Genomic DNA, 14,900 nt, shown 5'->3' with positions numbered 1-14,900 from the left:
AAATACACAAGAAAATTTTTAATGTTAATTTAAATTTTTGGTTTTTTGTCTTGAGTTATATAGCAAAAAGTCCATTGTTTCCCTAATCGTCGAGAGAGCATAGCGCGTTTGGTCACTATGCTCTGCTAATAGATGATTCATAAACCAGTCTAGATGCTTTCTCTGCCAAGTCCACGGTGTCTCTCGCTGCCAGCGTCCCGCAATTTCGACCTAGATGATTTTTGCCTGTCGCACGTGGCGTTGCCGGGTTGCTTGCGAACCGGTAAGAACGCCAGGCTAAGAACAGCTCCATATCGAATGGCTTACTCATGTCCGTCCGCCAATGTAGGCAGAGACCACATCGATCCGACCGTGCCCCAGTTCGTAGCTGATTTGCCTTCGGGCCTCGCGATCGAGGTTCCTATCTACCTGGCAGCATTGGCCATCATTGATAGGTGCGAGGTGTTGGGTGATTTGCTCATACCGTTCACACGCAAAGGCGGCTCTTAACTCGTGGAAGCCTTTGAGGTGGTGTGTTTGCAGGATGTCTCGCGCAGGGCGAACGATTCGTCGATGGAAATCAAGGTAGCATTAATTCTGCGCGATCAAGTTGCGGCTGCCGTCGGGCGAGACTTGTTCAGCGAAGCTCAGCGCCTCACGAATATGATCATTCACCGTAATCCAGCGTGGCGCTGAAGCACCCGAGCGGCCCCCCTTGGTGCCGTCCTGAATGTTAATCCTATCTAGGTGGTTAGCCTCGCGGTTTAACCGTGGCAGATCAGCCGGGATGGCTTCACGCAGGCGCATGCCGGTGGCTCTTGCCAACAGGACGATCGCGGCGGCCCGTTTCTGGTCACGACTGCAAAGTGCATCGACGATCTGCTTGATCTGCTCATTGTCTTGGCCCTGCGGCACTGAGTGGCGAATCCCGGTGCGCTGCATACCCAATGCCTTGCTCGGGCTGGGCAATTTCACGTACTGATCACCGCGAAGCGCCGCCATGGTTCTATTAACGCTGGATAGCCGATTTTGTGCGGTGCTGACGGCGAGATCACCGCGCTTAACCATGTCGCGCAGATACGCCGCATGGTCGGCCAACACCTTTCGATCTATCTGCCGCGCATCATTGATACCTGGCCCTTGTTCGGAGCGGCACCATTTCACGAATGCCTGCCACCGATCACAGTGTGCCTTCACCGTGCCGTAGTGGCCGCCGCCGAACATGTCTTTCAGCGCTTGTGATCCTGCGTAGCTCAATTGCCTGCCGTAGCCGAAATTACGACCATCGTGTCTACCTACTAATGCCATATCGGTCACCTCACCATCTGCTCTCCAGTCCTCGCCCCACGTCATCCCGCCACGAATGCTGAGTGTTATCAGGGATCAAGGCCCCTGCGACCTGTGGGGGTTGTCCACTAACGCGGGACTGGCGGCTCTTTTACGACCGGGAGTTTGGGCATCTCATGATCTGGCCTCCTGAACACTTCCGAGGAAGTGGGCGGGTGGAGGCTGCGCTGGCTGACGAGACCGGTGCCGCGAGATCCTGAGTCGGGTGAAGGCAGTGATGCGATGACCGGGGCATGCCTGACTGTCAGTCAGGTGCAGCCCATTCCATAATCAGCTTCGCTTTGGCGGCTGGCTTAGGTGTCTGTCATGCCGATTGTTACGAGGGAAACGCTGCAGCGCATCGGTAGGTCACGCCATGGAGTTGCCGCAATGAACGTAATGCATCAGATGCGCCAAGAGCGGAGGTGTCATGAGAGCCCTATCGACTAAGGGCTTGGGTGGGACGGTAGGCTGATAATCCTGTTATCCGCACTGGCTCAAGCCCGCCGCTTCAGCTCTTTAACGCGCTTGATCACAAACTGTTCGAATAGCTCGTGCATGCGCACTGCATCGTACATCTCGTATTTGGTAAACGCGCGGATGATTGCGCCGCATATTTCGGGTTCGTCGAGCGTTTTGTTTTTACCGTAGGCTGCAGCGAGAATGCCGTTCATGTTTTGCAGGTAATCCTGCATGGCCGTGTCATTCAGGATCTGTGCATAGACTTCGCGCCAAGGTCTTTTGTCTGTTTCTTCTATGTCGCGGCCGATAAAAATCCAGCTCATATAGAACTGACCATCGAGCTCAAAGCGTTCGAAATAGCAGTCTGTCGGGAATATTTCCCTGGTGACCAACGCATCTCGTTCGGGCGGGTAGGGCGCTGTTTGAGACCTTCGAGGGTTGAAGACTTTCGATGAGCTGTCTACCTGTATGCAGATCACAGGTTGAGGCAATGGGCGCAGTATCTTATTAAGCGTTGCTTCTCTGGAAGCCCCACTCAGAGCAAGGACGGAGCGGAAATATTGTTCCACGCTGGATGCACGGTTGAACTCTTCAACTAGCCAGTCGGATGGCATAAGCAGCTCAGCCGCAAACCGATTCGCTTCGGTTTCCATCAGGCTGTACGCGGCATCGACTTCTGCGTTTTCCAGATGGGAGACGATTGTGCCGTTGTGCCAAGGAATGACGATATGCCCAATTTCATGGGCCAGAGTGAATTTTCGACGCGTTACCGGGGCGCTTGAGTTGATCAGTATTCGGGGTTTGGCCGCTGCGCCGATGCCAATTGTGATTCCGTCAACGCCGAATGGCAGATCAAGGTACTCAAGGTCTCCGTATACGCGGGCAAGCTGTTCCAGGTCGTAGGGCGGTTTAAGGTTACGGATGGCCAACACTCGATTGGCCATCTTCTCTTCTGGAGCCACTAGACTTTGCCCACACTACGCAGCCAGGCTTCAACTTTGGTGGCTTCTGCGACAGACCTTGCACGCGCCGCAATGGCAAACTTGCCTTGAGCTAGCTGAGACTCAAGCGAGGTGCCGTATTTGTGGGCCGTCAGTACAAAAGGCAAAACGGAAGGGGTGGTGGCCCACAGTTGGTACTCTTCCCACTCCATGCCCAGGTATTCATGCAGCTGCATATCAGTCCCTTGGCGACCTTCGTGCCAGTCTTCCACGAACCGGTCTATCTCTTCTTCAAGTACGTCGCCTTTAAGGCAAAGCTCAACAAAATTCATATGAACCTCTCAGTTCGGTTTGATCCTTCGCCCGCGGACGGCCGGTTTTATGGCAAGTCCGGTATGAGGGCAGACCGAGCCAGTAGGTGTCTGAGGCGTGGTTTCGTTTCAAGAAATCATGCAGGCCGTCACGTGGTGGGATTAGGGAAGCGGAAACGAAAAAACCCGCCAGAAGGCGGGTTTTCGGGGGTTCCAGAGATTTTGAAAGCCTTCTCTGGAACCTTGTATGGTGCCGGCACCAGGAGTCGAACCCGGGACCTACTGATTACAAGTCAGTTGCTCTACCAACTGAGCTATACCGGCGTAGCGCGCGGATTATACACAGTGGGTAAAAGCTGGATACCCTTCCCGCCAAAAAAACTGGGAATCTGATCTTTAGAACGCCTCAACGTTTGATGGCGCACGAAATCTCCTTCACGGGCTTGGTGGATAACATTCCTTGTTCTAGGCCGGGCATTGTGACAGTCGGGTAACTGCTGAAGGGGTTTATGCACCATGGATGAGCAGGTTTTGGATGGCCAATTAAGTTCTGACTAGAAGCAAACTGCCGCGGATCACTTCGCCCGCAGCGAATCAACGTCTCCCGGTCCGGGTGCTCACGTCCACCCATACGGCCAACACTAGAATGCTGCCTTTGACGATCATCTGCCAGTAACTGTCGACGTCGAGCATGGACATGCCGTTGTCCAGGCTGGTGATGACCAGCGCGCCTAGGAGGGCGCCGTAGACCGTACCGGAGCCGCCGCGCATGGAGGTGCCGCCGATGAAGCAGGCGGCGATGGCGTCGAGTTCGCCCATGCTGCCGGCCGAGGGCGAGCCAGCGGCCAGGCGTGCTGTGTTGACCACGCCGGCGAGGGCGCACATGACGCCCATGATCCCGAAAATCCAGAGCTTCACGGCTTGCACATTGATACCGGACAGACGTGTCGCTTCCATGTTGCTGCCCACGGAATAGACGCGTCGGCCGAACACGGTCTGGCTGGTCACGTAGCTGAACCCGCCCAGTAGAACCAGCAGAAGCAGGACCGGCACGGGAATGCCGTCGTAGCTGTTGAGGGTCAGGACGAAGCCGGCCAGCACCGCGCCGATCAACAGTACGCGGACTACGTCACGCACCAGTGAGTGTGCCGTCAGGCCGTGAAGGGCGCGATTGCGCCGTTGTTTCCAGGTCAGGAATAACGTCAGTGCAAACAGCAGAATGCCCAGGCCCGTGCCGACCGTGTGCGGCAAATAACCCTGGCCGATATAGACGAGCTCCGGCGACACCGGGGCGATAGTCGTGCCGCCGGTAATCCCCAGCAAAATGCCTCGAAAAGCCAGCATGCCCCCCAGCCCGACGATGAAAGACGGAATGCGTAGGTAGGCCGCCATATAGCCGTTGGCGAGGCCGATCAACAGTCCGCACAGGGCGACAAGGCTCAGGTTCGCCAGCAACGGTATGTGGTAGATCACGTCGAGAATAGCCGCGACGCCACCGAGCAGGCCCAGCAATGAGCCGACTGATAAATCGATCTCGCCGCTGATGATGACCAGCACCATGCCGCAGGCGAGAATCCCGGTAATGGACATCTGGCGCAGCAGATTAGAGAGGTTGCGCGGTGTCAGGAATCCGCCCTCGGTCTGCCAGCTGAAGAACAGCCAGATGAACGCCACGGCAAACACCAGTGCGAGCATCTTGTAGCGGGTGAAGAGTTGTTTGACCTGATTCATTTACGCGGATTTCCGATCATTATTATTCTTATAGCCAGCAGGCTGGCTGAGTGCGGCGGCGAGCAACTGTTCCTGAGTGAGTCCGTGATTGATGAAGTCGCCACGCAACTGGCCTTCGCCGATCACCAGTACGCGGTCGGAAACGCCGAGCACTTCGGCCAGCTCCGACGACACCATGATGATCGACACACCTTCGGCCGCCAGCGCCCCCATCAGCTTGTAGATCTCGTACTTGGCGCCGACATCCACACCTCGGGTGGGCTCATCGAGAATCAGCACCCGGGGTTTGGTCAGCAGCATCTTCGCCAAGACGGCTTTTTGTTGATTGCCGCCGGACAGACTGGTAATCGGCAGGAACGGACTCGCGGTCTTGAGGTGCAGGCGCGAAATTTCCCGATCGATGCTGCCTAGTTCGGCTTCGGCATCAATGCGGGTCAGCTTCGAGTAACTGTCCAGTACGGCCAGGGTGATGTTCTGGCCGACGCCCAGGTCTGGAACGATGCCCTGACGCTTGCGGTCCTCGGGCACCAGGCACAGGCCGGCGCGGATTGACTTGAGCGGCGTGCGGGTGTCGATGAGTTGGCCTTCCAGCCAGACTTCGCCTTCATGGCGGCCGGGGTAGGCGCCGAACAGCGCTGTCACCAGTTCAGTGCGGCCAGCACCGACCAGCCCGGCGATGCCGAGAATTTCCCCGCGCTTGAGGCTGAACGAAATATCGTCGACCCGTTTGCGCCTGGGGTTGTCGACGTCGTAGCAGGTGATGTGGCGAGCCTCGAAAATCACCTCGCCAATGTCGTGTGGCTCGGTGGGGTAGAGATTGCTCATTTCCCGTCCGACCATTTGAGTGATGATCTGTGGAATATCCATGTCCGCCATGGCGGTCGTGGCGATGTGTTTGCCGTCGCGGATCACCGAAATGGTGTCGCACACGGCGGCCACTTCATCGAGCTTGTGGGAAATGTAGACACAGGCAACACCCTTGGCTTTGAGTTCGCGGATGATGTCCAGCAACACTTCGATTTCCGAACGGGTCAGGGCCGATGAAGGCTCGTCGAGGATCAACAGGCGAGCGTGCTTGTTCAGTGCCTTGGCGATTTCCACCAGTTGCTGATAGCCGCCGCCGTACTGCGAAACCGGCAGCGATACGTTCATGTCCGGCACTTTCAGTTCACGCATCAGGGCTTCGGCGCGGTGGATCATCGCCGGATAATTCATACGCCCACCGGGCAGCGTCAGCTCATGGCCCATAAAAATGTTCTCGGCCACCGACAGGTCGGGAACCAGCGTCAGTTCCTGGTGAATGATGACGATACCGGCGGCTTCCGTTTCGCTGATCGATTGCGCCTTCAGGGGTTGACCGTCCCAGAGGATTTCACCGTCCCAGGTGCCATGGGGGTAGACCGCCGAAAGGATCTTCATCAGCGTGGATTTGCCTGCGCCGTTCTCGCCGCATAGCCCGACGCACTCACCCGGCTTGACCTTGATGTCGATGCCATTGAGCGCTTTGACACCGCCGAAGGTTTTGACGATACCGTTCATTTGCAGCAGATAGTCGGACATGGCAGAGACTCATAAGCGGCAGGTACGAGGCCGGTCCGCAGGAGCAAGTTCGCTCCTGCAGGTGACATTACGGGGCGATGATCACTGCCCGGTAATCTGCGCCTTGGTGTAAAACCCGTCTTGTTCCAGCAAGTCGATGTTGTCCTTGGTCAGCGGAGTCGGAGTGAGCAGGATGGTGTCGACTTTTTTGCTGCCATTGTCGTACTGCGAGCTGTAGGCGGGTTTCTCGTTACGCGCCAGTTGCACCGAGAGCTTGGCCGCTTCGGAGGCGATGAGTTTGAGCGGTTTGTACACGGTCATGGTTTGCGTGCCGGCGATCACTCGCTTTACAGCTGCGAGGTCTGCGTCCTGCCCGGAAATTGGCACCTTGCCGGCCAGTTGCTGAGAGGCCAGTGCCTGGATGGCGCCGCCTGCTGTGGCGTCGTTGGAGGCGACGATACCGTCGATTTTGTTGTCGTTGCGGGTCAAGGCGTTTTCAACAATGCTCAGCGCTTCGGTAGGGTTCCATTCCTTTACCCATTGTTGCCCGACGATCTTGATATCGCCCTTGTCGATGGCGGGTTGCAGCACTTTCATCTGGCCTTCACGCAGGACTTTTGCGTTGTTGTCAGTGGGCGCACCACCGAGCAGAAAGTAATTACCCTTGGGCGCGGCGTGCAGCACGCCGCTGGCCTGCATCTCGCCGACCTTCTCGTTATCGAAGGAAATGTAGGCGTCGATATCCGCGTTGAGTATCAGGCGGTCATAGGACACGACCTTGATGCCGGCTTTCTTCGCTTCGGCCACCGCATTGGTCAGCACCGTAGCGTTGAACGGCACGATGACGATGACATCCACGCCACGGGAAATGAGGTTCTCGATTTGCGAAATCTGCTTTTGCTCGTTGGCATCGGCAGACTGAACGAAGACCTTGGCGTCCATTTTCTCCGCCGCGGCAACGAAGTAATCGCGGTCACGCGACCAGCGTTCCAGCCGCAGATCATCAATGGAGAAGCCGATTTTCGGGTGGGCAGCATCGGCCATTACCGGTAGCGACAGCAGCGCCAGGGCGCTGGCCAATAGCGCGCGTTTTACATTCTTCATGGTGGTGCGTCCTTTTATTTTTGTTTGAAAGACACTGCCTGACGATGATTCTCGGGCTAGTACAACTGTAGGTAAGCGTTAGACGCAGCGAGCACAGATTTGTCGTGCGAATGTCACAGCTTTGTTGCGCCCGCAGACTCCGTTGGCGATCAGCGATAGATGAACTGGTTGACGACGTTTTCGAGCATTTCCTGCCTGCCGCTGACGGCCCGCGGATTCAGTTCGTTGGCGAAGGCATGTTCGGCCAATGACTGGAGATTGAACGCACCCGTAAGCACCGCCTGTCCGAACGGCTGCTGCCAGCCGGCGTAGCGTTGATCTTTGAGCTGCTGAAGCTGATCGTTCTGCACCATGGCGGCTGCCCGTTCCAGGGACAGGGCGAGGACGTCCATGGCGCCGACGTGACCATGGAACAGATCGATCTCATCGAGGCTCTGCCGACGAACCTTGGAGTCGAAGTTGTACCCGCCATTCTTGAACCCGCCGGCCTTGAGAATTTCATAGGTGGCCAGGGTCATTTCTTCGACGCTGTTGGGGAATTGATCGGTGTCCCAGCCGTTTTGCGGATCACCGCGGTTGGCATCGATGCTGCCGAAAATACCCAGCGAGACGGCTGTTGCAATCTCGTGATGAAAGCTATGGCCGGCCAGGGTCGCGTGGTTCGCTTCGATGTTGACCTTGATTTCTTTTTCCAGGCCGAACTGCTGGAGAAAGCCAAACACCGTGGCGCTGTCGTAATCGTATTGGTGCTTGGTCGGCTCCTGCGGCTTGGGTTCGATCAGCAGGTCGCCTTTGAAACCGATCTTGTGCTTGTGCTCGACCACCATGCGCATGAAGCGCCCCAGTTGTTCGCGTTCACGTTTCAAGTCGGTATTGAGCAGGGTTTCGTAGCCTTCGCGACCGCCCCACAACACGTAGTTCGAGCCTTTCAGGCGTTGGGTCGCGTTCATGGCGCTGAACACCTGGGCAGCGGCGAAGGCAAACACTTCGGGGTCCGGGTTGCTGGCGGCGCCGGCGGCAAAGCGCGGATTACTGAAGCAGTTGGCGGTGCCCCACAGCAGTTTGATCCCGCTTTCTTCCTGGTGTCGCTCCAGGTGATCAATCATTTGCGCGAAGTGGTTGCGATACTCCTTCAGCGAATTGCCCTCCGGGGCGACATCCGTGTCGTGGAAGCAGTAATAGTCGATGCCCAATTTGGAGAAGAACTCGAACGCGGCGTCGGCTTTGCCAATGGCAAGCTCCATCGGGTCGCCGGCGTGTTGCCACGGGCGCTTGAAAGTTCCTGCGCCGAACACATCGGAACCCGGCCAGACGAAGGTGTGCCAATAGCAGACGGCCATGCGCAGGTGTTCGCGCATGGGTTTGCCGAGGATGATTTTGTCGGCGTCGTAATGACGGAAGGCGAGGGGAGAATCGCTGGCAGGGCCTTCGTAGCGAATCTTGTCGACATCGGGGAAGTACGGCATTTGCAATGTCCTTGTTGTTCTTGGCGGTGTCTCGATACTAGCAACGGCCCCATGCCTGCTGATTGTGAAAATCACCAACGCGGGGTGCGATTTTGCGTATTGAGATTCGTCGTCTGCGCGCCTAGTCTGTAAAAACCGCCTCCGTGAGAAGGGGCCCCGGAACAAGCATAAAAACAATGAAAACAGTACCGCCTGTTCACCGCATCGCACTGTTGTTCAACGGGAGCAAGATCTATGACCGGGGCATCATCAGCGGTATCGGCAACTACTTGAGCAGCACCCGCGCGTCTTGGGACCTGTTCCTGGAAGAGGATTTTCTCTGCCGGTTGAAAGGGATCGAGCGCTGGCAAGGTGACGGGATCATTGCCGACTTCGACGATCCGCTGATTGGCGAGGCGTTGGCCGACCTCAAGTTACCGGTGGTGGCAGTGGGTGGTTCCTATCAGGATGAGCGCGCCTATCCAAAAGGAATTCCTTACGTCGCCACCGACAATAACGCGCTGATCACCCTGGCTTACCAACACTTGATCGAGGTGGGGCTGCAGCGTTTCGCCTGCTTCAGCCTGCCTGAAGCGCAGGTCAATCGCTGGGCCCAGGAACGGGAAAAATCCTTTCGACGACTGATGCAACGTGACGGCTTGCACGCTGAGGTCTATCGCGGCATGGGCACCAGTGCGCCGCTCTGGGACAGCGCCGTCGAACAACTGATCGCCTGGCTGCAAAGTTTGCCCAAGCCCATCGGTATCATCGCCGTCAGTGACGCCCGCGCCCGGCAGTTGCTGCAAGCATGCCTGACCGCCGGGATCGCCGTACCGGAGCAGGTGGCGTTGATCGGTATCGACAACGACCCCCTGACACGCAGCCTGACCCGAGTCCCCCTGAGTTCTGTTATCCAGGGCACCGAAACCATGGGCCGCACCGCCGCGCAGTTACTTCACCACATGCTGCACGGCATGCCGTCCACGGGCACGCACATCCTGATTCCGCCTGATGCGATCAACGTGCAGGTGTCGAGTTTGCACCAACCTTTGGGCAACCCCTACGTCATGCAAGCGCTGCTGTTTATCCGCCAATATGCCTGCCAGGGCATCAAGACGGCGCAGGTAGCGGCTTATGTCGGCGTGTCGCGCTCATCGCTGGAGTCGCACTTTCGCACCGTGCGAGGCTGCAGCGTGCACGACGAGATTCTGCGTTTCAAATTGGCGGCGGCCACCAGCGGGCTGGAAAATACCGACACCGCGATTGCGGACGTTGCCCGCAGTTGCGGCTTCAAATCCGCACAATATCTGCACACGGTGTTCCGTCGCGAGTTCGGATGTACACCGCGTGAATATCAGCAGGGTTTTCAGTCCGGCGTCTGCAGCGATGCCGCCAAGGTTGGCTGAAGTTGTGGTTTTACCCACGCCGCCTTTGGAAGAGACAATTGAAACAATGGAATTGACTTGCATGACACTCGGCTCGTTTCAGTGAGAAAACGAGATGTCGTGTGTCGGTCAATTTGAGAGGTGATCGAGAGATCAGATACAGAAGGGTGTGTAACGTACTGCTTTGTATGGTGCCGGCACCAGGAGTCGAACCCGGGACCTACTGATTACAAGTCAGTTGCTCTACCAACTGAGCTATACCGGCGTGATGGGCGCTGAGTATATAGATATTTTTGTCGCTGTAAACCTTAGCTCACTGATTTCGTTTAAAAATTTTCCGAATGGTTCTGGCTGCTGGGTTCCGCTGGCGGGATTGGGCTGTTGCGGGTGTATCGGCGCGGGATTCGGAAGCTGGAGGGCGGTTGGTCGGGGGCTTTGGGGTTTTGTGGGGTTTTGTGCGTTGGGCTTCAGCTTAGGGGTGTGGGGCGGTTTCTCGGGGGAAAGGTTGTTAAGATGGCGCGTCGCCACGGATAGCTTGTTCAATGCCCAAAACACGCACTTATTACGACGAGCTTAATGTCTCGCGGGATGCTTCGGCTGATGAGATCAAGCACGCCTTCAGGAAGCTTGCGCAGCAGTTGCACCCGGATCGTAACCATACGGCCAATTCCTCGGATTTGATGGCAGTGGTCAATGCTGCGCATGACGTGTTGGCCAATCCGCAGAAGCGTGCCGAGTACGACGCGACGCTGATCCGCGAGGCGCAGCTGGCTCGGCAGGCTGCGGCGCAACGGCGTCAGGCCGGGCCGCCGCGTGGGCCTGCGCAGCCGTCTGCCAAGCCTCAGGCTCGTGCTTCGGCCAGGCAGCAAAACAAGAAAACCAAACCTCCCAAGCGTGGCAGTTCTCTGCGTTGGGCGGCGGTGTTTTTGGTGGCGTGTGGGGCGGGCGCCTGGATGGGTTACGACCGTGATGCGAGCAAGGCTGCGGTGGTGCCGCCGTTAGCGCAAGAGCAGCCGATTGTTGTGCAGCCTCCCGTTGCTCCTGTGCCTACCCCTGCGCCTACCCCTGCGCCTGCCCAGTTGCCGGTGAGCGGGCCGGTAAAAATTGTCGAGCCGGGCGAAACTGAGTGCGTGCCGCCGCCACTTGATCCGCTGGGTGCGCCTTGGCCTGTGGCGGCCAGTTATATCGCGGGGATGCCGATGTTGCGCGATGGCGGCTGGTCGGAGATCACGGTGGATAACACTGGTGGTGACAAGCCGGTTTACGCCAAAGTCACCGACGCTAGCGGCAAGCGGGATTATCGTCATGCCTATATTCCGGCCCGTAGTCGTTTCACGTTCGGGCGGATGGACGTCGGTTATTACCAACTCAAATACAAGATGCTCGACACCGGCTGCGCGTATGCGTCGAGTCGGATTCGTCTGGAAGAGAGTCTGGTAGGTGACCGCATCAAGTCGAGTATGTACAAGCTGACGTTGCGCAAATTGGCGAATGGTAGTTCGCAGTTTTCCAATGTGCGCAGTGAGGAGTTTTGATCGGCAGGGGATCGGGTGATCCAATCGTCCGGATTTGGCCCGGACCAAGCACCCCTCTCACAAGAGTGATCTCAATATTGGCGCGACGACGTGGGACCGGCTTTAGCCGGGAAGGCGGCACTTCAGTCAACAAGCTAGCCAGGGAGTGTGCTGGCCTCTTCCCGGCTAAAGCCGGTCCCACGACGATTCGCGCCAATTAGAGCCCGCTTTTGCAGGACATGTCTCTTTCTTTTGAAGGACTTTTCCGAGAGAATCCCCGGCCTCTTGCGCCTCTCAAATTCGGTCTCTAGTCTGCGCCGGTCGCTGCCCATCAGCGATCGGGTTTAGTCGCCCGGCAGTTGAGTTAAGGCGCATGTGTCACCGTTTTGGTGGCTGTGCGCAGGGCACCTTCGGGTGCGCCGGTTTCTTAGCTCGCCGGTCGACTAACCTGCGTACAGCCGCCACCTTTTCGTTTAGTCGCGACGGGGTGGCAGCCAGACTATGGAGAGCTGAGTCATGTTGAATACCTTTACCGAAATCCCTGATGCCCCCGAGCCGGTGCTCAAGCCGTCGGCCGTCAAGCGGGCGCTGTCGTATTACCTGCCTGTCTGCACGCCGCAAAGTGAAGAAGCAGGGGAGTTCATCGATATCGAGGCCACTCTTAATCATGCATCGGAGTTTTTGCGTTGCGCGGCGGCCACGGCGTCGGAGTTGGGCGAGATGTTGAGCGGATCGAATCGCGATCTGGCGCTGACGGCCATGCACATGGTCGAGATGGCCAAGGTGATGGTGGATCGGTCGCTGGAGTGTGTTGAGGTGGTTTGAGTCGCCGGTATAGAAACTGTGGGAGCAAGCTTGCTGGCGAAGGCAGTAGTTCAGGCTCAAGAGATGTGCCGGATGTACTGACGTCTTCGCGAGCAAGGTGGAGCGCCACCCCGGCCGCTCCCACGGGTATCTAACGCAGTGAATCAGATCAACAGACGCAGCACGTCCGGCATCATGCTCATGGCCGCGAGGTTGTTGATGACCATCATGTCCAGCAGCTTGAGGACCATGAACGCCAGGATCGGTGAGATATCCAGGCCGCCCAGGTTAGGCAGGATGCGGCGCAGTGGGGCCAGCATCGGCTCGGTGATCTGGTTGACCAGTTCAGCGCCAGGGTTGTGGCTGGCAGGGGCGACCCACGACAGGATCACGCTGACGATCAGGGCAAAGAAGAAGATCTTCAGGAACAGCGCAGTCACGCCGATGATCGACCAGATCAGCAAGTGCAGCGGGTCACCTGTTGTGCCGTAAGCCAGCAGGAGGGTCAACGCCATCAGAATCATCTGCACGATAATCGCCAGCACCAGCGACGACATGTCCAGGCCAAACACGCTCGGGATAATCCGGCGCAGGGGTTTGAGCAATGGCTGGGTGGCGCGGACGGCGAACTGGCTCAGCGGGTTGTAAAAGTCGGCGCGCACCAGTTGCAGCACGAAGCGCAACAGGATGATCAGCAGGTATAAGCTGCCAATGGTTTGCAGTATGTAGATTGCAGCGGTGTTCAGTCCGATCATTCGGTCTGCTCCTCAATGGCCTGAAAGAATTACTTGTCCAGTTGCTCGGCCAGTTCTGCCGAACGATGTGCGGCGGCAGTCAGGGCGGTTTCCACCAGCGCTTCGAAGCCGCCAGCCTGGAATGATTTGATTGCAGCTTCCGTGGTGCCTGCTGGCGAGGTTACACGGCGACGCAGCTCGGCAGCATCCACATCGCTGCCAGTGGCCATCAGCGCAGCGCCCAGCGCGGTTTGTTGGGTCAGTTGTGCGGCCACTTCCTGTGGCAGCCCGAGTTTCACGCCTGCGGCAGTCATGGCTTCGATCAACAGAAAGAAGTACGCCGGGCCGCTGCCGGAAACGGCGGTGACCGCGTCCAGTTGTTGTTCTTCTTCCAGCCACAGCGCGATGCCGACGGCCGACAACAGTTGCTCGGCTTGAGCGCGCTGGGCTTCGTTGACTTGCTCAGTGGCATACAGACCGCTGACGCCCTGACGCAGCAGCGCCGGGGTGTTGGGCATGCAGCGCACGATGGGTTGCTCGCCCAGCCAGTTTTTCATGCTGGCGCAGGTGATGCCGGCCGCAATGGAAACTATAAGCTGATGGGGCTTGAGGCTCGAGCGCAACGCTTCGCACACGGCTTTCATGGCCTGTGGTTTGACGGCGATCAGGACCACATCGGCGCCTTCGACAGCTTCGGCGTTGTCAGCAAACACAGCGATGCCGTGTTCTGCAGCGATTTTGCCGCGTGTTTCAGCGCCAGGATCGCTGGCGCGGATCGAATCGGCCTCCACGCCCTGGGCGCGCAGCCCTCCGATCAGGCTGGCGGCCATGTTGCCGGCGCCGATAAAGGCGATGCGGGTAGTGCTCATGTCGGATTCCTTGGGTCAGAGGTCATGGCTGGCCGTAGTCACGGGCGCCAAAAAGGGCAGTGCCGATCCGAACCCAGGTCGCGCCTTGTGCGATGGCGGCCTCCAGATCGTGGCTCATGCCCATGGAAAGGGTGTCCAGCGGCAGGTTCAGTTGCTGTTGCAAGTCACGGACCGCCGCAAAGGCAGCGTTCTGTTCGGCGCTGTCATCAGTCGGTTCCGGGATCGCCATCAGGCCGCGCAGCTGTAGGTGCGGTAATTGGCTGATGGCCTGGGCCAAGGCTGGCAGGTCGGCAGGTGTGCAGCCGGACTTGCTGGCTTCGCCACTGACGTTGACCTGGATGCAGATATTGAGCGGCGGCAGGCCTTCGGGGCGCTGCTCGGACAGACGTTGCGCGATTTTCAAGCGATCCACTGAATGCACCCAGGCGAAGTTCTCGGCGATAGCGCGAGTCTTGTTCGACTGAATGGGGCCGATGAAATGCCAACACAAGGGCAGGTCGGCCAATTCGGCCTGTTTGCTTAATGCTTCCTGCAAATAATTTTCACCAAAGTCGCGCAGGCCAGCCGCGTAAGCTTCACGCAGTGCCTCTGCGGGCTTGGTTTTGCTGACCGCCAGCAAGCCGATGGTGGCCGGATCGCGCTGCGCCGCTTGGGCGGCCGCGTTAATTCGCTCGCTGAGCGTTGAAATGTTCGCTGCTATCGTGGACATTGATTTGCGCCAGCAGGGCTAAAGTCTGCGGCATTCTATGTGATTGA

General features: G+C 57.9%; 12 protein-coding genes, 2 tRNA genes and 3 pseudogenes. 3 read left to right on the top strand and 14 right to left on the bottom strand.

The window, feature by feature from the left end:
- Positions 1-24: 24 nt before the first annotated feature.
- From IV01_RS26980 to xylA, 9 genes and pseudogenes are all read right to left on the bottom strand, one after another.
- Positions 25-310, bottom strand: a pseudogene (locus IV01_RS26980) (hypothetical protein).
- Positions 307-1,287, bottom strand: a pseudogene (locus IV01_RS0124605) (integrase domain-containing protein). Before IV01_RS0124605 ends, IV01_RS26980 begins: the two co-directional pseudogenes overlap by 4 nt.
- Positions 1,288-1,802: 515 nt before the next feature.
- The gene (locus tag IV01_RS21080) at positions 1,803-2,711 is read right to left on the bottom strand and encodes an ImmA/IrrE family metallo-endopeptidase (protein WP_032626166.1); all 909 of its coding nucleotides are present in this window, start codon (positions 2,709-2,711) and stop codon (positions 1,803-1,805) included.
- Positions 2,712-2,728: 17 nt separating this feature from the next.
- Positions 2,729-3,040 carry a hypothetical protein gene (locus IV01_RS21085; protein ID WP_032626163.1) on the bottom strand — a complete coding sequence of 104 codons (312 nt, stop codon included), beginning with the start codon at positions 3,038-3,040 and terminating at the stop codon, positions 2,729-2,731.
- A 227-nt stretch (positions 3,041-3,267) separates the two neighbouring features.
- Positions 3,268-3,343: transfer RNA gene (locus tag IV01_RS21090), tRNA-Thr, on the bottom strand.
- A gap of 270 nt (positions 3,344-3,613) precedes the next feature.
- Positions 3,614-4,750: a sugar ABC transporter permease gene (locus IV01_RS21095; protein WP_032626161.1), complete on the bottom strand. Its 1,137-nt coding sequence runs from the start codon at positions 4,748-4,750 to the stop codon at positions 3,614-3,616.
- A complete protein-coding gene (gene xylG / locus IV01_RS21100; protein ID WP_032626159.1) occupies positions 4,751-6,310 on the bottom strand; it encodes a D-xylose ABC transporter ATP-binding protein in 1,560 nt (519 codons plus the stop codon).
- A gap of 81 nt (positions 6,311-6,391) precedes the next feature.
- The gene (gene xylF / locus IV01_RS21105; protein ID WP_032626156.1) at positions 6,392-7,393 is read right to left on the bottom strand and encodes a D-xylose ABC transporter substrate-binding protein; all 1,002 of its coding nucleotides are present in this window, start codon (positions 7,391-7,393) and stop codon (positions 6,392-6,394) included.
- Between the two features lie 149 nt (positions 7,394-7,542).
- Positions 7,543-8,859, bottom strand: a complete 1,317-nt coding sequence (xylA, locus tag IV01_RS21110) for a xylose isomerase (RefSeq protein WP_032626154.1) — start codon at positions 8,857-8,859, stop codon at positions 7,543-7,545.
- Positions 8,860-9,035: 176 nt separating this feature from the next.
- Between xylA and IV01_RS26975 the strand changes: the two genes are divergently transcribed.
- A complete protein-coding gene (locus IV01_RS26975; RefSeq protein WP_032626152.1) occupies positions 9,036-10,244 on the top strand; it encodes a XylR family transcriptional regulator in 1,209 nt (402 codons plus the stop codon).
- Here IV01_RS26975 and IV01_RS26970 read toward each other — a convergent pair.
- Positions 10,191-10,307 (bottom strand): annotated as a pseudogene (locus IV01_RS26970) (ParA family protein); the annotation flags it as partial. The gene IV01_RS26975 and the pseudogene IV01_RS26970 sit on opposite strands and share 54 nt — an antisense overlap.
- A gap of 105 nt (positions 10,308-10,412) precedes the next feature.
- Positions 10,413-10,488: transfer RNA gene (locus IV01_RS21120), tRNA-Thr, on the bottom strand.
- A 277-nt stretch (positions 10,489-10,765) separates the two neighbouring features.
- On the opposite strand from IV01_RS21120, the gene IV01_RS21125 reads away from it, so the two are divergent.
- Positions 10,766-11,758 (top strand): J domain-containing protein, encoded by a 993-nt coding sequence (locus IV01_RS21125; protein ID WP_032626150.1) that lies wholly within the window; start codon positions 10,766-10,768, stop codon positions 11,756-11,758.
- Positions 11,759-12,253: 495 nt separating this feature from the next.
- Complete coding sequence (locus IV01_RS21130) at positions 12,254-12,562, top strand: DUF6124 family protein (protein WP_032626149.1); 309 nt, start codon at positions 12,254-12,256, stop codon at positions 12,560-12,562.
- A gap of 143 nt (positions 12,563-12,705) precedes the next feature.
- Here IV01_RS21130 and IV01_RS21135 read toward each other — a convergent pair whose 3' ends face one another.
- Genes IV01_RS21135 through IV01_RS21145 form a run of 3 tightly spaced genes read right to left on the bottom strand, consistent with a single transcriptional unit; the run spans position 12,706 to position 14,853 of the window.
- Positions 12,706-13,296: a YggT family protein gene (locus tag IV01_RS21135; RefSeq protein WP_032626146.1), complete on the bottom strand. Its 591-nt coding sequence runs from the start codon at positions 13,294-13,296 to the stop codon at positions 12,706-12,708.
- A 29-nt stretch (positions 13,297-13,325) separates the two neighbouring features.
- Positions 13,326-14,144, bottom strand: coding sequence for a pyrroline-5-carboxylate reductase (gene proC / locus IV01_RS21140; protein ID WP_032626144.1), 819 nt, complete (start codon positions 14,142-14,144; stop codon positions 13,326-13,328).
- A 22-nt stretch (positions 14,145-14,166) separates the two neighbouring features.
- On the bottom strand, positions 14,167-14,853 hold the full coding sequence (locus IV01_RS21145) for a YggS family pyridoxal phosphate-dependent enzyme (protein ID WP_032626141.1): 687 nt from the start codon (positions 14,851-14,853) through the stop codon (positions 14,167-14,169).
- Positions 14,854-14,900 lie beyond the last annotated feature (47 nt).

It is taken from the genome of Pseudomonas syringae, from assembly GCF_000737245.1.
Classification (GTDB): Bacteria; Pseudomonadota; Gammaproteobacteria; order Pseudomonadales; family Pseudomonadaceae; genus Aquipseudomonas; species Aquipseudomonas syringae_J.
The sequence above is the reverse complement of the archived record's forward strand: the minus strand, read 5'-3'. Positions and strand labels throughout refer to the sequence as shown.

Bases quoted from the DNA above. Each gene is read 5' to 3' on its own strand.
- IV01_RS21080 (WP_032626166.1), bottom strand. From the start codon at position 2,711: ATGGCCAATCGAGTGTTGGCCATCCGTAACCTTAAACCGCCCTACGAC.
- IV01_RS21085 (WP_032626163.1), bottom strand. From the start codon at position 3,040: ATGAATTTTGTTGAGCTTTGCCTTAAAGGCGACGTACTTGAAGAAGAG.
- IV01_RS21095 (WP_032626161.1), bottom strand. From the start codon at position 4,750: ATGAATCAGGTCAAACAACTCTTCACCCGCTACAAGATGCTCGCACTG.
- xylG (WP_032626159.1), bottom strand. From the start codon at position 6,310: ATGTCCGACTATCTGCTGCAAATGAACGGTATCGTCAAAACCTTCGGC.
- xylF (WP_032626156.1), bottom strand. From the start codon at position 7,393: ATGAAGAATGTAAAACGCGCGCTATTGGCCAGCGCCCTGGCGCTGCTG.
- xylA (WP_032626154.1), bottom strand. From the start codon at position 8,859: ATGCCGTACTTCCCCGATGTCGACAAGATTCGCTACGAAGGCCCTGCC.
- IV01_RS26975 (WP_032626152.1), top strand. From the start codon at position 9,036: ATGAAAACAGTACCGCCTGTTCACCGCATCGCACTGTTGTTCAACGGG.
- IV01_RS21125 (WP_032626150.1), top strand. From the start codon at position 10,766: ATGCCCAAAACACGCACTTATTACGACGAGCTTAATGTCTCGCGGGAT.
- IV01_RS21130 (WP_032626149.1), top strand. From the start codon at position 12,254: ATGTTGAATACCTTTACCGAAATCCCTGATGCCCCCGAGCCGGTGCTC.
- IV01_RS21135 (WP_032626146.1), bottom strand. From the start codon at position 13,296: ATGATCGGACTGAACACCGCTGCAATCTACATACTGCAAACCATTGGC.
- proC (WP_032626144.1), bottom strand. From the start codon at position 14,144: ATGAGCACTACCCGCATCGCCTTTATCGGCGCCGGCAACATGGCCGCC.
- IV01_RS21145 (WP_032626141.1), bottom strand. From the start codon at position 14,853: ATGTCCACGATAGCAGCGAACATTTCAACGCTCAGCGAGCGAATTAAC.